At 67.1% G+C, this 24,556-nt stretch carries 19 protein-coding genes; 14 read left to right on the plus strand and 5 right to left on the minus strand.

All coding sequences use genetic code 11. The features are described from left to right. Positions 1-28: 28 nt before the first annotated feature. The 6 genes from prpC to pbpC all read left to right on the plus strand — a co-directional run bounded on the left by prpC (position 29) and on the right by pbpC (position 14,134). Positions 29-1,186, plus strand: a complete 1,158-nt coding sequence (gene prpC / locus AC5P8Z_RS06300) for a bifunctional 2-methylcitrate synthase/citrate synthase (RefSeq protein ID WP_108765944.1) — start codon at positions 29-31, stop codon at positions 1,184-1,186. Between the two features lie 97 nt (positions 1,187-1,283). Beyond that, positions 1,284-3,902 (plus strand): Fe/S-dependent 2-methylisocitrate dehydratase AcnD, encoded by a 2,619-nt coding sequence (acnD, locus tag AC5P8Z_RS06305; RefSeq protein WP_495228482.1) that lies wholly within the window; start codon positions 1,284-1,286, stop codon positions 3,900-3,902. A gap of 50 nt (positions 3,903-3,952) precedes the next feature. Next, positions 3,953-5,131 carry a 2-methylaconitate cis-trans isomerase PrpF gene (prpF, locus tag AC5P8Z_RS06310; RefSeq protein WP_286069445.1) on the plus strand — a complete coding sequence of 393 codons (1,179 nt, stop codon included), beginning with the start codon at positions 3,953-3,955 and terminating at the stop codon, positions 5,129-5,131. A 72-nt stretch (positions 5,132-5,203) separates the two neighbouring features. Then, positions 5,204-6,664, plus strand: coding sequence for a bifunctional 2-methylcitrate dehydratase/aconitate hydratase (locus AC5P8Z_RS06315; RefSeq protein WP_495228483.1), 1,461 nt, complete (start codon positions 5,204-5,206; stop codon positions 6,662-6,664). A gap of 131 nt (positions 6,665-6,795) precedes the next feature. Next, positions 6,796-11,703: an alpha-2-macroglobulin family protein gene (locus tag AC5P8Z_RS06320; RefSeq protein ID WP_495228485.1), complete on the plus strand. Its 4,908-nt coding sequence runs from the start codon at positions 6,796-6,798 to the stop codon at positions 11,701-11,703. Positions 11,704-11,752: 49 nt separating this feature from the next. After that, positions 11,753-14,134, plus strand: coding sequence for a penicillin-binding protein 1C (pbpC, locus tag AC5P8Z_RS06325; protein ID WP_495228486.1), 2,382 nt, complete (start codon positions 11,753-11,755; stop codon positions 14,132-14,134). A gap of 134 nt (positions 14,135-14,268) precedes the next feature. On the opposite strand, the gene AC5P8Z_RS06330 is transcribed toward pbpC, so the two are convergent. Both AC5P8Z_RS06330 and AC5P8Z_RS06335 read right to left on the minus strand, forming a co-directional pair. Next, a complete protein-coding gene (locus AC5P8Z_RS06330; protein ID WP_495228487.1) occupies positions 14,269-14,844 on the minus strand; it encodes a ferritin-like domain-containing protein in 576 nt (191 codons plus the stop codon). Positions 14,845-14,873: 29 nt separating this feature from the next. Then, positions 14,874-15,356: a peroxiredoxin gene (locus AC5P8Z_RS06335; RefSeq protein ID WP_495228489.1), complete on the minus strand. Its 483-nt coding sequence runs from the start codon at positions 15,354-15,356 to the stop codon at positions 14,874-14,876. Between the two features lie 261 nt (positions 15,357-15,617). On the opposite strand from AC5P8Z_RS06335, the gene AC5P8Z_RS06340 reads away from it, so the two are divergent. Continuing rightward, a complete protein-coding gene (locus tag AC5P8Z_RS06340) occupies positions 15,618-16,505 on the plus strand; it encodes a DnaJ C-terminal domain-containing protein (RefSeq protein ID WP_049457947.1) in 888 nt (295 codons plus the stop codon). Positions 16,506-16,626: 121 nt separating this feature from the next. Here the strand turns inward: AC5P8Z_RS06340 and pilH are convergent, their stop codons facing one another. Together pilH and AC5P8Z_RS06350 are read right to left on the minus strand one after the other, a co-directional pair. Further along, on the minus strand, positions 16,627-16,998 hold the full coding sequence (gene pilH, locus AC5P8Z_RS06345; protein WP_495228491.1) for a twitching motility response regulator PilH: 372 nt from the start codon (positions 16,996-16,998) through the stop codon (positions 16,627-16,629). Between the two features lie 88 nt (positions 16,999-17,086). Then, entirely contained in the window at positions 17,087-18,082 is a 996-nt protein-coding gene (locus tag AC5P8Z_RS06350) for a YhdH/YhfP family quinone oxidoreductase (RefSeq protein WP_495228492.1), read from the minus strand. A gap of 153 nt (positions 18,083-18,235) precedes the next feature. Between AC5P8Z_RS06350 and hflK the strand changes: the two genes are divergently transcribed. From hflK to AC5P8Z_RS06385, 7 genes are all read left to right on the plus strand, one after another. After that, on the plus strand, positions 18,236-19,369 hold the full coding sequence (hflK, locus tag AC5P8Z_RS06355; RefSeq protein WP_495228493.1) for an FtsH protease activity modulator HflK: 1,134 nt from the start codon (positions 18,236-18,238) through the stop codon (positions 19,367-19,369). Then, positions 19,366-20,229 carry a protease modulator HflC gene (gene hflC, locus AC5P8Z_RS06360; protein ID WP_088026795.1) on the plus strand — a complete coding sequence of 288 codons (864 nt, stop codon included), beginning with the start codon at positions 19,366-19,368 and terminating at the stop codon, positions 20,227-20,229. The genes hflK and hflC overlap by 4 nt, the downstream gene beginning before the upstream one ends. A gap of 68 nt (positions 20,230-20,297) precedes the next feature. Beyond that, on the plus strand, positions 20,298-20,483 hold the full coding sequence (locus tag AC5P8Z_RS06365; RefSeq protein WP_286069434.1) for a DUF2065 domain-containing protein: 186 nt from the start codon (positions 20,298-20,300) through the stop codon (positions 20,481-20,483). Between the two features lie 317 nt (positions 20,484-20,800). Next, entirely contained in the window at positions 20,801-22,093 is a 1,293-nt protein-coding gene (locus AC5P8Z_RS06370; protein WP_142806544.1) for an adenylosuccinate synthase, read from the plus strand. Between the two features lie 127 nt (positions 22,094-22,220). After that, positions 22,221-22,847 carry a hypothetical protein gene (locus AC5P8Z_RS06375; RefSeq protein ID WP_495228495.1) on the plus strand — a complete coding sequence of 209 codons (627 nt, stop codon included), beginning with the start codon at positions 22,221-22,223 and terminating at the stop codon, positions 22,845-22,847. 50 nt (positions 22,848-22,897) lie between these two features. Further along, positions 22,898-23,542: a transcriptional regulator gene (locus tag AC5P8Z_RS06380; RefSeq protein WP_295565278.1), complete on the plus strand. Its 645-nt coding sequence runs from the start codon at positions 22,898-22,900 to the stop codon at positions 23,540-23,542. Next, entirely contained in the window at positions 23,505-23,912 is a 408-nt protein-coding gene (locus AC5P8Z_RS06385; protein WP_495228496.1) for a hypothetical protein, read from the plus strand. Before AC5P8Z_RS06380 ends, AC5P8Z_RS06385 begins: the two co-directional genes overlap by 38 nt. A 20-nt stretch (positions 23,913-23,932) precedes the next feature. Here AC5P8Z_RS06385 and AC5P8Z_RS06390 read toward each other — a convergent pair whose 3' ends face one another. Further along, the gene (locus AC5P8Z_RS06390) at positions 23,933-24,556 is read right to left on the minus strand and encodes a M23 family metallopeptidase (protein WP_495228497.1); all 624 of its coding nucleotides are present in this window, start codon (positions 24,554-24,556) and stop codon (positions 23,933-23,935) included.

Here is a 24,556-nt window from a genome sequence, read left to right on the forward strand (position 1 = left end):
CTGCACCATCAAGTTTTCGGAGGGAAACATGAACGATACGACCGCAACCCCGACCTTCAAGCCGAAGAAGTCCGTCGCCCTGTCCGGCACCGCCGCCGGCAACACCGCGCTGTGCAGCGTCGGCCGCAGTGGCAACGACCTGCATTACCGCGGCTACGACATCCTGGACCTGGCCAACACCAGCGAATTCGAGGAAATCGCCTACCTGCTGGTGCACGGCAAGCTGCCGACCCGCGCAGAGCTGGTTTCGTACAAGGCCAAGCTGAAGTCGCTGCGTGGCATTCCGGCGGCGGTGAAGGCGGCGCTGGAAGAACTGCCGCCGTCGGCACACCCGATGGACGTGATGCGCACCGGCGTGTCCGTGCTCGGCTGCGTGGCGCCGGAAAAGGATGACCACAACCATCCGGGCGCGCGTGACATCGCCGACAAGCTGATGGCCTGCCTCGGCTCGATGCTGCTGTACTGGTACCACTGGAGCCACAACGGCCGCGCCATCGACGTGGAGACCGACGACGACTCCATCGGTGGCCATTTCCTGCACCTGCTGCACGGCGAGAAGCCGCAGGATTCGTGGGTGAAGGCGATGCACACCTCGCTGATCCTGTACGCCGAGCACGAGTTCAACGCCTCGACCTTCGCCTGTCGCGTCATCGCCGGCACCGGCAGCGACATGTACAGCGCGATCTGCGGTGGCATCGGCGCGCTGCGCGGCCCCAAGCACGGCGGCGCCAACGAAGTCGCGTTCGAAGTGCAGAAGCGCTACGACAACCCCGATGAAGCCGAGGAAGACATCAAGGCCCGCGTCGAGCGCAAGGAAGTGGTGATCGGTTTCGGCCACCCGGTCTACACCGTGTCCGATCCGCGCAACAAGGTGATCAAGGACGTGGCCCGCGAGCTGTCCGAAGAACAGTCCAGCATGAAGATGTACGACATCGCCGAGCGCCTGGAGACGGTGATGTGGGACATCAAGAAGATGTTCCCGAACCTGGACTGGTTCAGCGCCGTCAGCTACCACATGATGGGCGTGCCGACCGCGATGTTCACCCCACTGTTCGTGATCGCCCGCACCGCCGGGTGGAGCGCGCACATCGTCGAGCAGCGCATCGACGGCAAGATCATCCGACCGAGCGCCAACTACATCGGTCCGGAAGATCGCGAGTTCGTCGCCATCGACAAGCGCGCCTGATCCACCTGCTGTACCCATCCGGCCGGCCGCGCGCCGGCCGGATGCCTTCGTTGCCGCTTCGACGGCACCCGGCCCGCCTCAAGTACTCCGCCAGCCCATGAATACCGATTACCGCAAGAACCTCCCCGGCAGCACGCTGGACTATTTCGATGCGCGCGCCGCCGTCGACGCGATCCAGCCCGGCGCCTACGCCACGCTGCCGTACACCTCGCGCGTGCTGGCCGAGAACCTGGTGCGCCGCTGCGACCCGGCCACGCTCAGTGACTCGCTGGCGCAGCTGATCGAGCGCCGCCGCGACTTGGATTTCCCGTGGTTTCCCGCACGCGTGGTCTGCCATGACATCCTCGGCCAGACCGCGCTGGTGGATCTTGCCGGCCTGCGTGATGCGATCGCCGACAAGGGCGGCGACCCGGCCAAGGTCAATCCGGTGGTGCCGGTGCAGCTGATCGTCGACCACTCGCTGGCGGTGGAATGCGGTGGTTTCGACCCGCAGGCATTCGAGAAGAACCGCGCCATCGAAGACCGACGCAACGAAGACCGCTTCCACTTCATCGACTGGACCAAGCTGGCGTTCGAGAACGTGGACGTGATTCCGCCGGGCAACGGCATCATGCACCAGATCAACCTGGAGAAGATGTCGCCGGTGATCTACGTGCAGGACGGCGTGGCCTTCCCGGATACCTGCGTGGGCACCGACAGCCACACCCCGCACGTGGATGCGCTGGGCGTGATCGCCATTGGTGTTGGCGGTCTGGAAGCAGAGAACGTGATGCTGGGCCGCGCCTCGTGGATGCGCCTGCCCGACACCGTCGGCGTCGAACTGAGCGGCCGCCCGCAGCCGGGCATCACCGCCACCGACGTGGTGCTGGCCCTGACCGAGTTCCTGCGCAAGGAGCGCGTGGTTGGCGCCTGGCTTGAATTCTTCGGCGAGGGTGCGGCGGCACTGACCATCGGTGACCGCGCCACCATCTCCAACATGTGCCCCGAATACGGCGCCACCGCCGCGATGTTCTACATCGATGCGCAGACCATCGATTACCTGCGCCTGACCGGCCGCGAGGAATCGCAGGTGGCGCTCGTGGAGAACTACGCACGCACCACCGGCCTGTGGGCCGATGACCTGGCCACCGCGCAGTACGAGCGCGTGCTGCGCTTCGACCTGTCCAGCGTCGTGCGCAACATGGCCGGCCCGTCCAACCCGCACAAGCGCGTGGCCACCGCCGAGCTGGCCGAGCGCGGCATCGCCGACGAAGCCAAGCTGGAAGCGGGCAGGGCCGAGCAGGCGCAGGGCCTGATGCCTGATGGCGCGGTGATCATCGCCGCCATCACCAGCTGCACCAACACCTCCAACCCGCGCAACGTGATTGCCGCCGCACTGCTGGCACGCAACGCCAATGCGCGCGGCCTGCAGCGCAAGCCGTGGGTGAAGTCGTCGCTGGCGCCGGGTTCGAAGGCCGTGCAGCTGTATCTGGAAGAATCCGGCCTGCTGCCCGACCTGGAGCAGCTCGGCTTCGGCATCGTGGCGTTCGCCTGCACCACGTGCAACGGCATGAGCGGCGCGCTGGACCCGAAGATCCAGCAGGAAATCATCGACCGTGACCTGTACGCCACGGCGGTGCTGTCGGGCAACCGCAACTTCGACGGCCGCATCCACCCCTACGCCAAGCAGGCCTTCCTGGCCTCGCCGCCGCTGGTGATCGCCTACGCCATCGCCGGCACCGTGCGCTTCGACATCGAGAAGGATGTGCTGGGCCTGGACGCTGACGGCAACGCGGTGCGCCTGAAGGACATCTGGCCGAGCGACGCCGAGATCGACGCGGTGGTGAAGGCTTCGGTGAAGCCGGAGCAGTTCCGCAAGGTCTACAACCCGATGTTCAATGTGCGCGTGGAGCACGGCACGGCGGTCAGCCCGTTGTACGACTGGCGCCCGCAGAGCACCTACATCCGCCGTCCGCCGTACTGGGAGGGCGCACTGGCCGGTGAGCGCACGCTGGCCGGCATGCGCGCGCTGGCGGTACTGCCGGACAACATCACCACTGACCACCTGTCGCCGTCCAACGCGATCCTGGCCTCCAGCGCCGCCGGCGAGTACCTGGCGAAGATGGGCCTGCCGGAAGAGGACTTCAATTCCTACGCCACGCATCGCGGTGACCACCTGACTGCGCAGCGCGCCACCTTCGCCAATCCGAAACTGTTCAACGAGATGGTGCGCAACGACGACGGCAGCGTGAAGCAGGGTTCGCTGGCGCGCGTGGAGCCGGAAGGCAAGGTCATGCGCATGTGGGAAGCGATCGAGACCTACATGGAGCGGAAGCAGCCGCTCATCATCATTGCCGGTGCCGACTACGGCCAGGGCAGCTCGCGCGACTGGGCCGCCAAGGGCGTGCGCCTGGCCGGCGTGGAAGCGATAGTGGCCGAGGGCTTCGAACGCATCCACCGTACCAACCTGATCGGCATGGGCGTGCTGCCGCTGGAGTTCAAGCCGGGCACCACCCGCCTGACCCTGGGCATCGATGGCACCGAGACCTTCGACGTGGTGGGCGAGCGTACCCCGCGCGCCGACCTGACCCTGGTCATCCACCGCCGCGACGGCCAGGACCTGATCGTGCCGGTCACCTGCCGCCTGGACAGCGACGAGGAAGTGGCCATCTACGAGGCCGGCGGCGTGCTGCAGCGCTTCGCACAGGACTTCCTGGAAGGCGCCAAGGTAGCGTGACGCAACCGACGGCCCGGCAACGGGCCGTCTTTCATTGCAAGGGATCTTTCATGGCATTTCTCCCCCAACTCCGCATTCCCGCCACCTACATGCGCGGTGGCACCAGCAAGGGCGTGTTCTTCCGCCTGCAGGACCTGCCCGAAGCCGCGCAGGTGCCGGGCGCCGCACGCGATGCGCTGCTGATGCGCGTGATCGGTTCGCCCGATCCGTATGGCAAGCAGACCGACGGCATGGGCGGCGCCACCTCCAGCACCAGCAAGTGCGTGATCATCTCCACCGCCTCGGTGCAGGACCACGACGTGGACTATCTGTACGGCCAGGTCTCGATCGACACCGCTTTCGTCGACTGGAGCGGCAACTGCGGCAACCTCAGCACTGCGGTAGGCCCGTTCGCGATTGCCAATGGCCTGATCGATCCCGCCCGCGTGCCGCGCGATGGCCTGTGCACCGTGCGCATCTGGCAGGCCAACATCGGCAAGACCATCATCGCCCACGTGCCGATGCGCGATGGCGAAGTGCAGGAAATCGGCGATTTCGAACTGGATGGCGTGACCTTCCCGGCTGCCGAGATCCAGCTCGAATTCATCGATCCGTCCGATGACGGCGATGCGGGCGCGATGTTCCCGACCGGCAATCTCGTCGATACCCTGGAGGTGCCCGGCGTGGGCAGCTTCGAGGTGACCATGATCACGGCCGGCATCCCGACCATCTTCCTCAACGCCGCCGACCTGGGCTACACCGGCACCGAGCTGCAGCCGGCGATCAACGAAGACAAGGCAGCGCTGGAGCGCTTCGAGAAGATCCGCGCCTACGGCGCCTTGCGCATGGGTCTGATCAGGAACCTGGAAGACGCGGCGACCCGCCAGCACACGCCGAAGGTCGCCTTCGTGGCGCCGGCGCAGGACTACGTGTCGTCCAGCGGCAAGGCCATCCCGGCCTCGGCCATCGACCTGCACGCGCGTGCCCTGTCGATGGGCAAGCTGCACCACGCGATGATGGGCACTGCCGCCGTGGCGATCGGTACCGCGGCGGCGATTCCGGGCACCCTGGTCAATCGCGCGGCCGGTGGTGGTGAACGCGAAGCGGTGACCTTCGGCCATCCCTCCGGCACGCTGCGCGTGGGTGCGCAGGCCGCGCTCGTTGACGGCCAGTGGACGGTGACCAAGGCCATCATGAGTCGCAGCGCCCGTGTGCTGATGGACGGCAAGGTGCGGGTGCCGGCCGAATAGCGCTCTGGTAGATGCCAACCTTGATTGGCACGGTGCACGGGCAACCGTGCACCCCCGACGAGGAGACCTGCGATGCCCGACAGCCACACCCCATCCAACGAACGTGCAGCGTGGGATGCGCTGCTGGTGGACATCGTCGATTACGTACGCGACGCCCGCATCGACTCGCCGCTGGCCTTCCAGACCGCACACCATTGCCTGCTCGACACGCTCGGTTGCGGGCTGGAGGCGCTGTCCTTCCCGGCCTGCAGCAAGTTGCTCGGGCCGCTGGTGCCGGGCATCAGCGTGGTCAATGGCGCGCGCGTGCCCGGCACGCATTACGTGCTGGACCCTGTGCAGGCCGCCTTCAACATCGGCGCAATGGTGCGCTGGCTCGACTTCAACGATACCTGGCTGGCCGCCGAGTGGGGCCATCCTTCCGATAATCTCGGCGGCATCCTGGCCGTCTGCGACTGGCTGGGGCGCAACGCGCCGGCCCTGCGTCGCCCGCCGCCGACCGTGCACGACGTGCTGCTGGCGATGATCAAGGCGCACGAGATCCAGGGCGTGCTGGCGCTGCAGAATTCCTTCAACCGGGTCGGGCTGGACCACGTGGTGCTGGTCAAGGTCGCCACCACTGCGGTGGTCTCGCAGCTGCTCGGTCTGGACCGCGAGCGCATGCTCAATGCACTGTCACTGGCCTGGGTCGATGGCCAGGCGCTGCGCACCTACCGGCACGCGCCGAACACCGGTTCGCGCAAGAGCTGGGCGGCCGGTGATGCGACGAGTCGAGGCGTGCGCCTGGCGCTGATGGCGGCCAGCGGCGAGATGGGCTATCCCAGCGTATTGAGTGCACCGACCTGGGGTTTCGAGGCCGTATCCATGCGCGGTCAGGCGTTGACGCTGGGGCGGCCGCTGGGCAGCTATGTGATGGAGAACGTGCTGTTCAAGATCAGCTATCCGGCCGAGTTCCACGGCCAGACTGCGGTGGAGGCAGCGATCAGGCTGCACCAGCAGCTGCGCGCGATGGGGCGACGGGTCGAAGACATCGCGCATATCGCGATCCGGACCCAGGAAGCCTGCACCCGCATCATCGACAAGCAGGGCCCGCTGCACAACCCGGCCGACCGCGACCACTGCGTGCAGTACATGGTGGCCATCGCGTTGCTGCACGGGCGGTTGACGGCGGAGGACTACGAGGATGACGTCGCCGCCGACCCGCGCATCGACGCACTGCGCGCGAAGATGGCCTGTCATGAGGATCCGCAGCTCAGCGCCGATTACCTGGACCCGGACAAGCGCAGCATCGCCAACGGCCTGAGCGTGCGCTTCAGCGACGGTACTGGGCTGCCCGAGCTACTGGTGGAATACCCGCTGGGCCACGCGCGCCGACGTGAGGAGGGCATTCCGTTGCTGATGGACAAGTTCCGCCGGCACCTGGCCCACCGCTTCCCGACCACCCAGCAGCAGCGCATCCTGGCGGCATCGCTGGATCCGGTGGCGCTGGCGGCGATGCCGGTGTCCGATTACGTGGACCTGTTCCTGCCAGGGTAGGGAGCGCTTGGCTGGGGACCGGCCCGCCGGGCATGGCCCGGCGCTACTGCCCCGGTGCATTCCTGCCGAATCCGCGTCAACACCTTGACGCGGCCTGCCTATAATGGCCACTTCGATCAAGGAGTGACGACATGAGCGGTCCGGCACGGCGGAAGCGGTGGGGATGGGCGGCGGCGGTACTGGCAGGAGGCCTGTTGCTGGGCCTGGCCGGCTGCCGCAACGACAGCGGGCAGCTGCCCAAGGCCAGTGGTGAAGCGATCACCACCAAGGCCGAGCAGGTGAAGGAGTTCACCCTGCTGCGCGCCTACCCGGACCAGAAGAATGACGGCCTGTCGCTGGCGCTGGAGTTCTCGCGCCCGCTGGTCGGCACCCAGGACTTCGACACGCTGGTGCGCTTCGAGGAAAAGGTCGGCACCGACGACAGCAGCTGGACGCTGTCCGATGACGGCCTGACCCTGCGCTACCCGTTCGTTGAGGCCGGCAAGGAGTTCAGCCTGGTGGTCTCACCGGACCTGCTGGCCGCCGATGGCAGCCGCCTGGGCAAGGAACTGAAGCAGAAGGTGTTCAGCGGCGAGCTGAAGCCGGTGGTCGGTTTCGCTTCGCAGGGCAGCGTGCTGCCGGCCAAGGACAGCCGTGGCCTGCCGGTGGTGTCGGTGAACGTGCCGGAGGTCGACGTCGAGTTCCTGCGCGTGCGCGAGAAGGACCTGCCAACCTTCTTCAGCCAGTACCAGCGCGGTGGCCGCCGCGGCAGCTGGGAGCTGAGCAGCGACTACGAGCGCACCCCGATCAACAAGCTGGCCGAGCCGGTCTACGTCAACCGCTTCATCCTTGGCGGCAAGCAGAACGAGCGGGTGCTGACCTACCTGCCAACCCAGGACATCAAGGAACTGCAGGAGCCGGGACTGTACTTCGCCCTGCTCAAGCGCACCGGTGACTACGAGGGCGAGTTCGATACCGCGTTCTTCTCGGTCAGCGACATCGGCCTGCATACCCGCGCGTACAAGGACAAGCTGTTCGTGCACACCGCCGGCCTGAAGGACGGCGCGCCGCTGAAGGGCATCGACCTGCGCGTGCTCGACGCCAAGGGCGAGGTGGTGCTGAAGGGCAGCACGGATGGCAATGGCAACGCACTGCTGAACTACACCCTGGACGCGACCCACGTGCTGGTCGCCAGCAGCGGCAAGGACACCAGCTTCCTGCCGTTCAACCAGCCGGCGCTGGACCTGAGCGAGTTCGCCGTGGCCGGCCGTGACAATGCCTGGTTCGACGTCTACGCCTGGTCCGGCCGCGACCTGTACCGCCCGGGCGAGACCGTGCGCCTGTCCGCGCTGCTGCGTGACAACGATGGCAAGCCGGTCAAGGCGCAACCGGTGTTCCTGCGCCTGAAGCAGCCCGACGGCAAGACCTTCCGCGAGACGCGCCTGCAGCCGGGCGACCAGGGCTACATCAACTTCGAGCAGGTGATCCCCGCCGAGGCGCCGACCGGGCGCTGGCAGGTCGAGTTCCGTACCGACCCGGCCAGCAAGGAAGCGATCCAGGGCATGACCCTGCGTATCGAGGAGTTCCTGCCCGAGCGCATGAAGCTGGACCTGGACAGCGCGCAGAAGACGCTGAAGCCGGGCGAGGAGCTGCGCCTGCAGGCCAATGGCGCCTATCTGTATGGTGCGCCGGCCGATGGCAACCGCTTCACCGCGCGCATGGCAGTGGCGGCCGAGCAGCAGCCGGTGGAGGGCCTGCCGGGCTACTTCTTCGGCGACCCGACCCTGCAGTTGCCGCGCGAAGCCAAGGACGTGATCGACACCACGCTGCCGGCCAACGGCCAGTTGCGCGAGGACGTGGCCCTGCCGGAAGAGGCGGCCAAGGCCAAGGCGCCGATCGCGGTGGTGCTGTCCGGCAGCCTGTACGAGACCGGCGGCCGTACCGTCACCCGCACCCTGAAGCGGGTGATGTGGCCGGCCAATGCGCTGGTGGGCGTGCGCCCGCTGTTCAATCCCGAAGACGGTGCCGATGCCAACGGCAATGCGCGCTTCGAGCTGATGCGCGTGGATGCAGCGGGCAAGCCGCAGCCGGCCAAGGGCCTGAAGATCACCCTGGTGCGCGAACTGCGCGATTACCACTGGACCTTCAACGACAACCGCTGGGACTACGACTTCACCCGCCGTTTCGAGAACAAGGAAACGCGCACCGTCGATGCCGGCGGGAGCGCGGTGGCCTTCGATGTGCCGGTGGAGTGGGGCGAGTACCGGGTGGACGTGTTCGATCCGTCCACCGGCCTGACCAGCCGCTATCCGTTCCGCGCCGGTTGGAGCTGGGGCGATGACAACCGGGGCCTGGATGCACGCCCGGACAAGGTCAAGCTGGGCCTGGACAAGACCGGCTACAAGGCCGGTGACACGCTGGAGGTGACGGTGACCCCGCCGCATGCCGGCAAGGGCATCCTGATGGTCGAGACCGACCGCATGCTGTACGTGCAGGACATCGAGGCCAAGCCGGGTTCGACCTTCAAGATTCCGGTCACCGCTGACTGGGAACGCCACGACGTCTACATCACTGCGCTGGTGTTCCGTGGCGGCAGCGCGCCGAGCAAGATTACGCCGGCCCGTGCCGTGGGCGTGGTGCATGTGCCGATGGACCGCAAGGGCCGCACCGTGGCCGTCGGCCTGGCCGCGCCCAAGCAGATGCGCCCGGAGCAGGACCTGCCGGTGACGGTCAGCGCACCACAGTTGGCCGGCAAGATGGCGCACGTCACCGTCTCGGCGGTGGACGTGGGCATCCTCAACATCACCCGCTTCCCGGTGCCCGACGCCGGTGCGCACTTCTTCGCCCAGCGTCGCCTCGGCATCGATGCCTACGACATCTACAGCCGGGTCATCGAGAGCTTCGACGGCAGCAGCGGCAAGCTGAAGTTCGGTGGCGACATGGCGCTGCAGGCGTTGCCGCAGGCCAAGCGCCCGACCGCGCGCGTGCAGACCGTGGACCTGTTCTCCGGCCCGGTGCCGCTGGATGCCAAGGGCAACGCCCGCATCCGCCTGAAGGTGCCGGACTTCAACGGTACCCTGCGCGTGTCGGCGCTGGTCTACAGCGATGACCAGTACGGCAAGCGCGACGTGGAAACCATCGTGCGTGCGCCGATCCTGGCCGAAGCCAGCATGCCGCGCGTGCTGGCCCCGGGCGACCGCAGCACCGTGACCCTGGACGTGCAGAACTTCACCGGCAAGCCGGGCCAGTTCAACGTGAAAGTGGAAAGCGAGGGCCCGCTGAACCTGGGCGAGGGCAGCCGCAGCGTGCAGTTGAATGCCGATGCCAAGACCACGTTGAGCTTCCCGTTGTCCGCACGCGAGGGCCACAGCGTGGCCAAGGTGCGGGTGCGCGTGGACGGCAACGGCTTCAAGGCCGACCGCCGCTACGACCTGCCGGTGCGTGCTGCGTGGCCGCAGGTGCTGCGTTCCCAGGTGCGCACGCTGGATCCGCTGGCGGCGGTCAGCCTCGACAACAGCCTGACCGACGGCCTGATGTCCGAGTCGGTGAACGCACGGCTGCTGGTCAGCCCGTTGCCGCCGATTCCGTTCGCCAGTGCCCTGCAGGGCGCGTTGAACTACCCCTACGGCTGTGCCGAGCAGACCACCAGCAAGGGCTACGCCGCGCTGATCCTGGACCAGGCGACGTCGTCGATGCTTGGCGCCGATGGTCTGGATGCCAAGACGCGCCGCGAACGCATGGAAGGCGCGTTCGGTCGGTTGGCGTCGATGCAGGTAGCCAATGGCAACTTCTCGATGTGGGGTGACGACGGTTACGTGAACCCGTGGCTGACCCCGTACATCACCGAGTTCCTGCTCGATGCCAAGGACGCCGGCTTCGCCGTGCCCGACAACGTGCTGCAGAAGGCGCTCAACCGCCTGAGCGAGGATCTGCTGTCCGGCGGCAACCAGTTCTACGGCCAGGATGACCGCGAGAAGCTGAAGTTCGCCAACCAGGCGTATTCGGGTTACGTGCTGGCGCGGGTCAACCGCGCACCGCTGGGCACCCTGCGCACGCTGTACGACAACGAGCGCAGCAAGGCGGTTGGTGGCCTGTCGCTGGTCCATCTGGGGGTGGCGCTGTCGCTGCAGGGCGATGCCAAGCGTGGCCAGGCGGCACTGGCGGCGGCGTTCGCCAAGTCCAGCAGCGAGCGCCCGTCGTACTTCGGCGACTACGGCAGCGCGATCCGCGATGACGCACTGATGATCGCGCTGACGCACGAGAACATGCTGGCCAAGCCCGCCTGGGACGCGCGTGCTGTCGATCTCGGCCGTGGCCTGGATGCGCGCCGCAATGCCGGCTGGATGTGGCTGAGCACGCAGGAACAGGTGGCGATCGCCCGCCTCGGCAAGGCGCTTGCTGCCAATCAGAAGGCGCTGGTGGCCGGTGAGCTGGTGATCGGCGCCAACAGCGAAGCCATCGGCGAGCGCAAACTGTTCGGCCGCAACTTCAGCGCCAGCGAACTGGCCAGCGGCGTGCGCTTCACCCCGCAGGGCCAGCCGCCGATGTTTGCCAGCATCGACGTGGCCGGCATCCCGCGCAGCGCACCGGCGCCGGACAACAGTGTGCTGGGTGTTGAACGCAGCTACTTCGGCACCGATGGCAAGCCGTGGACGCCGCGCCCGCTGAAGGAAGGCGAAGTGCTGATCGTGCGCGTGACCGTCACTGCCGACACCACCATGCCGGATGCGCTGCTGACCGACCTGCTGCCGGCGGGCCTGGAGATCGAGAACTTCAACCTCGGTGATGCCAAGCAGTGGGCCGACGTGGTGGTCGATGGCATCACCATCAGCGACCGCAGTGAAGCGGCCGATACCAAGCACGAAGAGTTCCGCGATGACCGCTACGTGGCCGCGCTGAAGCTCTCGCGTGGCAGCAAGGCCAACGTGTTCTACCTGGTGCGTGCGGTGACCCCGGGTACCTACTCGGTGCCGCCGCCGCTGGTGGAGGACATGTACCGACCGCAGCTGCGTGGCGTTGGCCGCAGCAACCCGACCACGATCACGGTGGTGCAGCCGTGATCCCATGGATGGGCCGCGCAGGCGCGGCCCGTCCTGCGGGCAATGTGCGATGAAAGACGCAATGAAAAACCGGCTGGCGGCCCTGCGCCGCCGGCTGCAGCCGCTGTGGCCGTGGCTGCGCTGGGGTACCGCGGCGCTGCTGGCGCTGCTGCTGGTGCTGGATTTCGCCTTCCCGCCGCCCTTGCCGAAGCAGCGCGACACCAGCACTCTGGTGGTGTCGGCGGACGGCACGCCGCTGCGCGCGTTCGCCGATGCCGAGGGCGTGTGGCGCTATCCGGCTTCGATCGACAGCGTCTCGCCGCTGTACCTGCAGGCGTTGCTGACCTACGAAGACCGCTGGTTCTGGAACCATCCGGGCATCAATCCGCTGGCGATCCTGCGGGCAGGCGGCCAGCTGCTGCGCGGCGGCCGCATCGTGTCCGGTGGCTCGACCCTGACCATGCAGGTCGCGCGCATCCTCGACCCGCATACGCGCACGCCGTGGGGCAAGCTCAAGCAGATGCTGCGCGCGGTGCAGCTGGAAGTGCACCTGAGCAAGCGGCAGATCCTGGCCCTGTACCTGGAGCGCGCGCCGTACGGCGGCACCATTGAAGGCGTGGAAGCGGCCAGCTGGGCCTACCTTGGCAAGCCGGCGGCGCAGCTGTCGCATGCCGAGGCCGCGCTGCTGGCGGTGCTGCCGCAGGCGCCGAGCCGGCTGCGCCCGGACCGTCATCCGGAAGCGGCGCAGAAAGCGCGCGACAAGGTGCTGTCACGCATGGCCGAACTGGGCGCGTGGACACCGGAAGAGGTGGACGACGCGCGCATCGAGAACGTGGTGGCACGCTCGCTGCGTCCGCCGCTGCACGCCGCGTTGCTGGCGCAGCGCCTGCATTCGGCGCATCCGGGCCAGGCACGCATCCAGAGCAGTATCGACATTGGGCTGCAGCGCACGCTGGAGGAACGCGTGGCCAGCTATTTCTCGACGCTGCCCGAACGCACCTCGGCCGCGCTGCTGGTGGTCGACAACCAGACCCTGCAGGCGCGTGCCTACGTCGGCACGCTGGCGTTCGGCGATCGCCAGCGGCTGGGTCACGTCGACATGGTGCAGGCCTGGCGCTCGCCGGGGTCCACGCTCAAGCCGTTCCTGTATGCGATGGCGCTGGACGATGGCCTGATCCATTCGGAAAGCCTGCTGGTCGATGCGCCGCAGAGTTTCGGTAGCTACCGCCCTGGCAACTTCGACATGGCCTTCAACGGTCCGATCGGCGCTTCCAGTGCGTTGCGCCTGTCGCTCAACGTGCCCTCGGTGGACCTGCTGCAGCGGGTCGGTGCGGCGCGCTTTGCTGCGCGGCTGTCGCACGCCGGCATCCAGCTGCGCTTCCCGCCGGGCAGCACGCCCAACCTGTCGCTGATTCTGGGGGGTACCGGTGCGCGGCTGGAAGACCTGGTCGGTGCATTCGCTGCACTCAACCGCAATGGCATCGCCGGGCGCGTGCGCTACTCCGATGACGAGCCGATGATCGAGCGGCGCCTGGCCTCGCCGGGTGCCAGCTGGATCGTGCGCGAGATGCTGGAGTCGAATCCACGCCCGGGGTACAGCATGGGAACCTTCGATGTCGGTGGCCGCCCGCGCGTGGCGTGGAAGACTGGCACCAGTTACGGGTACCGCGATGCATGGGCCATCGGCAGTACCCGACACTACACCGTGGGCGTGTGGGTAGGCCGGCCGGATGGCACGCCACTGCCGGGCCAGTACGGTGCGGTCACCGCATTGCCACTGATGTTTGAAGTGGTGGACAGCCTGCCGCGCCAGCGCGGCGATTCGGCGGCCGCGCCGATGCCGGCCACTGTCAGCCAGGAGGATGTCTGCTGGCCCACCGGCGAACGTGCGGAAGGGCTGCCAGCGGCACTGTGCCAGCGGCGGATGTCAGCGTACTTGCTGGATGGCGCAGCACCGCCGACCTTCCCTGAACGCGAGGCGCGGCGCTGGCAGCCAGGCCGGCAGCGCTACCTTGCCGACGCGCATACCGGGCTGCGCGTGTCGGCCGATTGCCGCTTGCCGCACGACGAAGTCGCGCGTGAGATCGCGCGCTGGCCGGCGTTGCTGTCACCGTGGCTGCCCAAGGCCACACGCGAGGCCTCGCAGCTGCCCGCGCTGTCGCCGGATTGCCGTGATGATGGACGCGAGGCCAGCGTCGCGTTGCACATCGATGGCCTCAATGATGGTGCCGCACTGGCGCGCGCACCCAACGCCGAACATGGCGTACGCCTGCAGCTGCGCGCGCTGGGCAGCGAGCAGACGGTGGACTGGTTGCTGGATGGTCGCTGGATCGCGCAGACCCGTGGGGCGCAGCTGATGCAGCGCGAGTTCGCCGAACCGGGCGCGCACACCCTGACTGCGTTGGCCGCTGATGGCGCGTGGACGCAGGTGCGGTTCACCGTACTCCGGTAGGTGCCAACCTCGGTTGGCACGTTCCGTATGTTTGCCACGCTGTTGTAGAGCCGAGCCCATGCTCGGCTGACCGCTGCACGCACGTCGCAGGAGCAGCTGAGCATGGGCCCGGCTCTACAGGGAGCGTCAGGCCGTCATTCCCCAATCCACCCATCCAGCAGATCGGCGAATTCATCAGCGTGTTCCTCTTCCTGCGCCAGGATGTCCTCAAGGATGCGCTTGGTGGTGGTGTCGCGGTCGCCGATGAAGTTGATCATTTCGCGATAGCTGTCGATGGCGATGCGCTCGGCCACCAGGTTCTCGCGGACCATGTCGCGCAGGTCGCTGCCTTCCTTGTACTCGGCATGCGAACGCGCGGTGAGCGTATCGGGGTTGAAATCAGGTTCGCCGCCGAGCTGGACGATGCGCTCGGCCAGCTTGCCGGCGTGTGCCTGCTCCTGCTGTGCGTGCTCCAGGAACTCTGCCTTGACCGCGTCGGCCAGCATGCCCTTGGCCATGAAGTAATGCCGGTAGTAGCGCAGTACGCAGACGTACTCGGTGGCCAGCGCGTCGTTGAGCAGCTTGATCACCACCTTGCGGTCGGCGCTGTAGCTGTCGGTGATCGCGCCGTCCTCGATGTTGCTCCGGGCGCGATCACGCAGGGTCTTGCGGTCGCTGATGCCGGGAACTTTTTCGGCGGGCTTGGGGGTTTTGGCTGGCTTGCTGGACATGGCTGGCCGTTTCCTTTTGCGGTGGAAAATCAGGTGGGCAGATGCTCCAGCACGTACTCGGCTGAAGAGACTTCGAATTGGCCGGCTTGTTCAATCCAGGCTGCGCGCACCATGCCATCGACCACGTACAGCGCGAAGCGACGCGAGCGGATGCCCATGCCCGAGGCGCTGGCGTCGAGCTCCAGGCCGAGCGCGCGGGTCAGTTCGGCATTGCCGTCGGACAGCATCAGCAGCCCGTCGGGCACGTGCTGGTCGGCGGCCCAGGCCTTCATCACGAACGGATCGTTGACTGCCATGCAGTAGACGTCGATGCCGCGCTGGCGGAATGCCTCGAACTTTTCGACGTAGCCAGGCAGGTGACGGGCCGAACAGGTGGGGGTGAACGCACCGGGCACGGCGAACAGCACCACCTTGCGCGCGTCGAACAGCGAATGCGTATCGAGCGTTTCGATGCCCTCGCGGATGCGCTTGAGGGTCACTTCCGGAATGCGGTCGCCAACGTGGATGGTCATGGTGGACTCCTTGCAGGGGCAGGCTAGAGGCCGGCGTGGGACAGGGGCGTCAAGACATTGGAAAACCGGCGTGCAGGCCCCATCTTCAGGCCTGGCGGGTCAGGCTTCCAGTCACAGCCTGGGGCATGGGGATGGCAGCCGCATTGCGCAGGATCAGTCGGCCTCACCAGGGCCGCACGAGGGGCGGCGTAGCATCGCCGGCGCGTAGAATGAACCCGGGGCGGCGCCACCGGCGCGGCCGAAGCGAATCGAGGTAGCTGGATGGAATTCAAGGATTACTACGCCACCCTGGGGGTGGAACCGAGCGCGGGCGAGGCGGAGATCAAGACCGCCTACCGCCGGCTGGCACGCAAGTACCACCCGGACGTCAGCAAGGAGGCCGGGGCCGAAGACAAGTTCAAGGCGGTCAACGAGGCCTACGAGGCGCTGCGTGACCCGGAAAAGCGCGCGGCCTACGACCAGCTGCGCGCGCAGGGCTATCGCCCGGGCGAGGAGTTCAACGTGCCGCCGAACTACGGCGGCGCCGGGGGCTTCAATTTCGAGGAAGTGTTCGGCGGTGGTGGCCCCAATGGCGGCTTCAGCGACTTCTTCGAAAGCCTGTTCGCGCGCCAGCGTGGTGGCGCCGGTCCGGGCCCGGGCTTCAGCAGCCAGGGCCATGCGCCCAACCGCGATACCCGCGCCAAGCTGTCGGTACCGCTGGAGGCGGCCTACAACGGTGACAGCCTGCGCATCACCGTCAACGGCAAGCAGCTGGACGTGCGCGTGCCCAAGGGCATCCGTCCGGGCCAGGTGATCCGGCTGGCCGGGCAGGGCAACCATGGCGGCAACCTGCTGCTGGAAGTGGAGTACGCCGCGCACCCGCAGTTCGAGGTCGATGGCCGCAACATCCTCTATACGCTTCCGGTCACCCCGTGGCAGGCCGCATTGGGCACCAGCATCAGCGTGCCGACCCTGGGCGGTGCGGTGGAGCTGAAGATCCCGGCCGACTCCGACGCCGGCCGCAAGCTGCGCCTGCGCGGTCGTGGCCTTCCGGGCAATCCGGATGGCGATCAGATCGTCGAAATCGAGATCGTGGCCCCGGCCGCAACCGACGAGGCGCAGAAGAAGGCGTACCGGAACCTGGCCAAGGCGTTTGGCGAGACGATCTGAGACCGATTGTGGTGGGTGCGGACCTTGGTCCGCGCGCCTTTTGGCCGTTCAAAGCGTGCCAACCAAGGTTGGCACCTACCGGAGCGATGTGCCAACCAAGGTTGGCACCCACCGGAATGTTTCAGCCCTGCCCGGCGAACACGCGCTCCAGTACCTCGGACAGTTCGTCTTCCGAGAATGGCTTGGTGATGTAGGCCTTGGCGCCCTGGCGCATGCCCCACATGCGGTCGGTATCCTGGTCCTTGGTGGTCACCAGGATCACCGGGATATGCCGGGTCGCCTCTTCGCGGGCGAGGGTGCGGGTGGCCTGGAAACCGTTGAGGTTCGGCATCACCACGTCCATCAGGACCAGGTCGGGCAGCTCGGCCTTTGCAGTTTCGACCCCGGCGGCGCCATCGGTGGCGGTCAGGATCTGGTGCCCGAGCTTCTCGACGATGCGCTGTATCCCCAACAGCTGCGACGGTGAGTCGTCGACGATCAGAATGCGTGCCATGTTGTTCCCCATGTAATGCCCGCAGTGTAGTGCGGGCACATTACCGGCGGGAGGGGCGCATCTGCCGTCCGTCGCCTGCCTGCGACGTTCAGTCGATCCGCACCACCGTGCGCCCCAGCGAGCCGCCGGCCAGCATCCGCTGGAATACAGCGGGCAGGCCATCAAGGCCGACTTCGGCAGTGCAGATGCGTTCCAGGTGCTGCGGCTTCCATTCGTTGCCCAGCCGCGCCCAGACTTCCTCGCGAAGTCCGCGTGGCGCATTGGCTGAGGACACGCCCAGCAGTGAGACACCGCGCAGGATGAACGGCATCACGGTCATGTCCAGCGTCGGGCTGGCGGCCAGGCCGGCACTGACCACGCTGCCGTAGGGCACGGTCTGCGCCAGCAGGCTGGCCAGCATGTCGCCTCCGGCATTGTCGAGGCCACCGCCGAAGCGAGCCCACTGCAGCGGGCCGGTGTCGGCCAGCGCGTCGCGCGGCAGTACCTCAGTGGCGCCGATGCCGCGCAGGAAATCGGCCTGGTCCGGCTTGCCGCTGACCGCGTGCACGCTGTAGCCGGCACGGCTGAAGATCGACAGTGCCAGCGCACCGACACCGCCGCTGGCACCGGTGACCGCCAGCGGGCCGAGTTCCGGGGTCTGCCGGTTGTCCTGCATGCGCAGCAGGGCCAGTGCCGCAGTGAACCCAGCAGTGCCCAGCACCATCGCCTCGCGTGGGGTCAGCCCGGCCGGCTGGGCGATCACCGCGCGGGATTCCAGCCGCACGTACTGGCTGTAGCCGCCGTCGCGGGTCTCGCTGAGGCCGCAGCCCGTGGCCAGCACTTCGTCGCCTTCACGCCAATCCGGATCGGTGCTGGCGACCACGGTGCCGGCCACGTCGATGCCCCCGACCAGCGGGAAGCGGCGCAGGATCTTGCCTTTGCCGGTGCCGGCCAGGGCGTCCTTGTAGTTGACCGAGGACCAGTGGGCGCGGATCAGCACCTGGCCGGGGTTGAGGTCGTCGACACCCAGCTGGGCCAGGCCGCTGCGGTAGCCTGCGTCGTCGTTTTCGATGCGGAAGGCGGTGAACGGGGTGGTGGGGGCCATCGGCGTTGCCTGACTTCGAGGAAAACGTCACCTTACCCCGTTGCCCCCCTTTCGATCCTGCCGATCCGCCCCATCTTGTATGATCGGTGATGGTTTCACGGCTGGCGGTGCGGGAAGGGCCCGCGCCGCAGCCCACATCTTGATGGAGCGTGCATGGCCTGGAATACACCCGGCGGCAACAAGGGCGGACAAGGCCCCGAGGACAATCGACGCGGGCCGTTCGGGTCACGCGGCGGTGGCAATGGTGGTGGCTGGGGCGGACTGCCCGGACCACTGAAGGACCTGTTCGACGGCGGCATCGTGCGTTGGGTGGTGGCGGCCGTGGTGCTGCTGGTGCTGTTCTCCAGCTTCCAGCTGATCGGCGAACAGCAGCGTGGCGTGGTGCTGCGCTTCGGCCAGTTCTCGCGCATCCTGCAGCCCGGCCCGAACTTCAAGCTGCCGTGGCCGATTGAGTCTGTCACCAAGGTCAACGCCACCGAGATCAAGACTTTCTCGATCCAGGTGCCGGTGCTGACCCGCGACGAGAACATCGTCAATGTCTCGCTGAACGTGCAGTACCGCATCGACGACCCGCAGACCTACCTGTTCGGTACCTTCAACGCCGACCAGGTGCTGGAGCAGTCCGCGCAGAGCGCGGTGCGCGAGGAAGTCGGCCGCGCCGACCTCAACGCCGTGCTGAACAACCGTGGCCCGCTGGCCGTGGCCGCCGAAGAGCGCCTGCAGGCGCTGCTGAAGGCGTTCAAGACCGGCCTGACCGTGACTGGCCTGACCCTGCAGGACGCCCGTCCACCGGAAGAAGTGAAGCCGGCCTTCGACGAGGTCAACGGCGCCCAGCAGGTCAAGGAACGCCTGATCAACGAAGCCCAGGCCTACGCCGCCAAGGTCGTGCCGGAAGCCCGAGGCCAGGCCTCGCGTGCCCGTACCACCGCCGAAGGCTACAAGCAGGCCGTGGTGTCCAAGGCCGAGGGTGACGCGCAGCGCTTCAGCCTGTTGCAGGCCCAGTACAAGGACGCCCCGGAAGTGACCCGCAAGCGCCTGTGGCTGGAGACCGTGCAGCAGGTGTTGAGCGAGAACCGCAAGGTGATTGGTGGCGATGGCCGCCAGCTGATCTACGTGCCGATGACCGGCGATACCCGTCCCACCACCTCGGCCCCGCCGGGGGTGACCAACCCGGAGGTGGTGATGCCGTCGCTGCCGGGCGCAGCGGTGGAACAGTCCCGTGATCCGGGCCGGCCGGTGGGCCGCCCGACCGGGCGACCGAGCGGCCGTGAGGAGGGCAGCCGATGAAGAGTCCTATCTGGATCGCCGTGATCGTGGCGGTGGTGCTGGGCCTGCTCGGCTCGGTGTACGTGGTCCGTGAGGACCAGACCGCCATGGTGCTGAACCTGGGCAAGGTGGTGCGTTCGGACATCAAACCGGGCCTGCACTTCAAGGTGCCGGTGGTGGAAACGGTGAAGGTCTTCGACCGCCGCTTCCAGGTGCTCGACACCGCGCCGGCGCGGTACTTCACCGCCGAGCAGAAGGACGTCAGCGTCGACTTCTTCGCCATCGGCTACATCTCCAACGTGGGTGACTACTTCCGGGCCACCGGCGGCGATCCGCGTATCGCCAACGCTCGCCTGGCGCCGATCATCACCGACTCGCTGCGCAACCAGATCAACTCGCGCACCCTGCAGCAGCTGGTGTCCGGCGACCGCAGCGAGCTGATCGCCGAGCAGCTGAAGGGGATCAACGAAGCCGTGGCCGGCCTGGGCATGCAGATGATCGACCTGCGCATCAAGCAGGTGGACCTGCCGACCGACAGCCAGGTGATCAACGACGTGTACGAGCGCATGCGGGCCCAGCGCAAGCAGGAAGCCGCCAAGCTGCGGGCAGAGGGCGAGGAGCAGTCGCTGACCATCCGCGCCCAGGCCGACCGTGACAGCACCGTGCTGATCGCCGAAGCCGAGCGAGATGCCCAGCGTCTGCGCGGTGAAGGCGATGCCGACGCCGCCCGCATCTACGGCAAGGCCGGCTCGGCCGACCCGTCGTTCTATGCGTTCTACCGCAGCCTGGAGGCCTACCGCGGCTCCATGAGCGACGGCAATGGCGTGATCGTGCTGGACAAGAACGACCCGTTCCTGCAGTACCTGAAGAACGACCGCTGAGGTCGCAGGGCATTACCCCACGGGGCCCGGATGAATGCCGGGCCCCGTGCTTTTTCTGGAGTTCCCCCATGAAAGATCTGTTCGCCGCCGTCTGCCTGGTCGCGGTGCTGGAAGGCCTGTTCCTGTTCGCCGCACCGTTCGCCTGGAAGCGCATGGCCGAACGCCTGCTGGACCTGCCCAGCCCGGCCCTGCGCAGCTTCGGCGGGCTGGTGCTGCTGGCCGGCCTGAGCCTGCTGTGGTGGGCACGGCACTGAACCCCGCCCTGTAGCGTCCGAGCCCATGCCCGGGCGGCGCCGCGCAGCGGCGGGAAGGCAGCCGAGCATGGGCTCGGCTCTACATGAGACGCCGGCCTGACCGGCCGGTGAAGCCGCCCGTCGGAAAGGTGGCACCGGACCCCGGAAACCCGGATAATGCACAAAAGCCGGACGGGCCTCCCCGTTCGGCTTTTTCCGTGTCTGGGCCTTCCATCACCGGCCGCTCCCCGTTTGGAGCCGCCCTCCAGGTGCTGGCCAGCCCCGCCACGGTTTACCCGTCCGCGGCCCCGATGGCCGCAACATATGAGGAGCCCGTCATGGGTCAGTCTGTCGTAGTGCTTGGTGCCCAGTGGGGCGATGAAGGCAAGGGCAAGATCGTCGATCTGCTCACTGAGGAGATCGGCGCCGTCGTGCGCTTCCAGGGCGGTCACAACGCCGGCCACACCCTGGTCATCAACGGCAAGAAGACCGTCCTGCACCTGATCCCGTCGGGCATCCTGCGTGACGACGCGCTGTGCCTGATCGGCAACGGCGTGGTGATCTCGCCGGCCGCGCTGCAGAAGGAAATCGCCGAGCTGGAAGCCTCCGGCGTGGAAGTGCGTTCGCGCCTGAAGATCTCCCCGGCCGCCCCGCTGATCATGCCGTACCACATCGCCCTGGACCAGGCGCGCGAGCGCGCTGCCGGCGGCAAGGCGATCGGCACCACCGGCCGTGGCATCGGCCCGGCCTACGAAGACAAGGTGGCGCGCCGCGGCATCCGCATCGCCGACCTGCACTACCCGAAGCAGCTGGAAGAACTGCTGCGCACCGCGCTGGACTACCACAACTTCGTGCTGACCAAGTATCTGAACACCGATGCGGTCGACTTCCAGAAGACCTTCGACGAAGCGCTGGCCTTCGGCGAGTACGTGCAGCCGATGAAGTCCGACGTGGCCGGCATCCTGCACGACCTGCGCAAGCAGGGTAAGCGCGTGCTGTTCGAAGGTGCGCAGGGCGCGCTGCTGGACATCGACCACGGCACCTACCCGTACGTCACCAGCTCCAACACCACCGTCGGTGGTGCGCTGGCCGGTTCCGGCGTCGGCGCCGATTCGATCGACTACGTGCTGGGCATCGCCAAGGCCTACGCCACCCGCGTCGGTGGTGGCCCGTTCCCGACCGAACTGGACGACGAAGTCGGCCAGGGCATCCGCGATCGCGGTGCCGAGTACGGCGCTTCGACCGGCCGCCCGCGTCGTTGCGGCTGGATGGACATCGTCGCACTGAAGCGCGCCGTGGCCATCAACGGCATCAGCGGCCTGTGCATCACCAAGCTGGACGTGCTCGATGGCATGGAAAAGCTGAAGGTCTGCATCGCCTACGAATACAACGGCAAGCGCACCGAGTACGCGCCGCTGGACGCGCAGGGCTGGGAAGAGTGCACCCCGGTGTACCTGGAGTTCCCGGGCTGGAGCGAGAACACCCACGGCATCACCCACTGGGACGACCTGCCGCCGGCTGCACGTGCCTACCTGCGCTCGCTGGAAGAGCTGGCCGGTTGCCCGATCAGCATCGTCTCCACCGGCCCGGACCGCGACCACACCATGGTCCTGCAAGATCCGTTCGCCTGAGTGCGTGACCGGTAGCGCTGGGCCACACCCGGCGTCGCTGCAAGAAGAAGCCCCGCGAAAGCGGGGCTTCTTCGTTACTGTGTCAGCGGGGCCGGCGAGGAAGCAAAGCGATGACCAGGATGTCAGCGTGAAAGGCGAGACCGTGGTTCGGATCACCCTGTGGGTGTTGTGGAGCCTGTGGGGCATCGCCTGCGTGGTTCTGGCGCTCGGCGCCATCGCCAACCAGCTGGCCTCGCGCACCCAGACCCTGCCGCTGCTGCTGAGCCCGGGCGCGACGGCCGAGGTGACGGTCTACCGCTTCATCGATGACCATCTGAGGCTGCGGCTGCGGTATGCCGCAGACGGTGCTGAGGCTGACCCTGACGTGCTGCTGCGCATCGATACTCCCACCAATCATGGAGATTTCCGCGCGGGGGAGCGTTCGGGCGCGGCCGGGCAGGGCATCGATCGCAGGCTGGCGTCGGTTGAATCCAGCGGTCTCATGACGTCCTACTTTGGTTATGGCCGCGGCGATGCATTGCCACGCGGACGCTCATGGCTGCGGGTAACCGTGCTGGAGGTGGACCCGGCGCTGGCGGGCAGGGCGGCCTTGATCGAACTGCAGCCCCCACTGGACCTGTTGAAGCTGACCGACCTCGACTACGTCTGGCTGTGGCCGTTCTTCTTCTGGAAGCCGGTGGCGATGTTGCTTGTGATATTCGGTGTCGGGCTGGAGGTGGCCAGCATTGCGCTGCGCCGTATCCCCGCCCGGTAGCTGGCGAAGGCACTTGCGGAATACCCAATATGGGCACAATAATGCCCAGTATGGGTATATCTACCGCCACTGCATCTTCGTCCAGCCCCATCGGCCTGGCCGATGCACTGTTCACCCAGACCCAGCAGCGGGTGCTGGCGCTGCTGTTCGGCCAGGACCGTCGAGATTTCAGCATCTCCGAGCTGATCAGTGGCAGCGGTGCCGGCTCTGGCGCCGTGCAGCGGGAAGTGGCCAAGCTGGTCGCAAGCGGCCTGGTGGAGCAACGAAAAGTCGGTAACCAGAAACGTTATCGGGCATTTGCCGGCTCCCCCATCCATGCCGAACTGGTGGCGCTGGTGCACAAGACCATCGGCCTCGCGCAGCCGCTGCGCGAGGCGTTGCAACCGCTGCAGGACCAGATTGCGCTGGCCTTCGTCTTCGGTTCGGTGGCCAAGCGCACCGACAGCGCGCACAGCGATATCGATCTGATGCTCGTGTCCGATACGCTGGGTTATGCTGAGTTGATGGCGGTGCTTGATCCTTTGGAGGAACGTCTGGGACGGCCGGTTAACCCGACGCTGTACACGCACGACGAATTGAATGATCGCCTGCGCAAGGGCAATGCCTTCCTGCAGCGTGTTCTCGAACAACCCAAGGTGTGGGTGATTGGAGGAAAGGATGACCTCGCCATTGCAGAATCTGGTCGGGGCGGGTAAACCGCTTACCGCCGAACCGCCCGATCCGCGGGAGATTGAAGGGCTGCAGCGCTCGGGCCTTGCGCGGCTGCGTGACGCACGCAATGCCACGTTGTCGCTGGAAAGCCGCTTCGACCTTGCCTACAACGCCGCGCACGCCTTGAGCCTGGCCGCGCTTCGCGCGAAGGGATTCCGGCCCAGCAACCGCTACATCGTGTTCCAGTCGCTCCAGCACACGCTCGGCGTTGGTCCGGAGGTGTGGCGCGTACTCGACAAGTGCCACCAGCAGCGCAACATCGCCGAGTACGAGGGCGAACTCGATGTCAGCGGGCGCCTGGTGGAAGACCTGATCACAGCCTGCGAAGCGGTGCGTGTTGCCTCTGGCCTCTGAGCAAAGCGAGGGCTGACGCGTCAGCGTTCGGCCGCCCGCAGCAATGGATAGGGATTGATCGATTCCCCCTTCCACCACTGTTTTTCAGGCCCCAGCACGTGCACCTCGAAGTGCAGGTGCGGCGCGTCCGCACTGGCATTGCCGGTGCTGCCTACATAACCGATCACCTCGCCGCGCCTGATCACCTGCTTTTCGGCCAGGCCATCGGCATAGCGCTGCAGATGCGCGTAGTAGTAGCACCAGCGTCCGCTGGGCTCGAACTGGTAGATCGTCAGCCCACCGCGCTTGCTGTCGAACAGCTTCTCCACCGTGCCGTCGGCCACCGCCAGCACGGGCGTCCCGGCATCGGCCATGATGTCGATGGCATCGTGCACGCGTCCTTCGCTGCGGGCGTCGGTGAAGGTGTCGCGCAACTGCGAGGGTAGTACGCCCTGCACCGGCAGCAGCAGACCGCCCTGTGCTGCGTCCAGGCTGGCCGGCAGCGGCGCGCTCGGTGTGGTCGGTTCCGCCGTCGGCGTTGCCGACACGGTGGGGGTCATTGCTGGCGAGGACGCCGCCGTGGGTTCGGCGGCATCGCGGCGCAGCCACCAGCCCAGTCCCACACCCAGCAGCACGCCCAGCACGATCAGCTGCGAAAGACGCAT

The sequence above is a fragment of the Stenotrophomonas sp. YJH_SMC_17 genome (assembly GCF_059371655.1).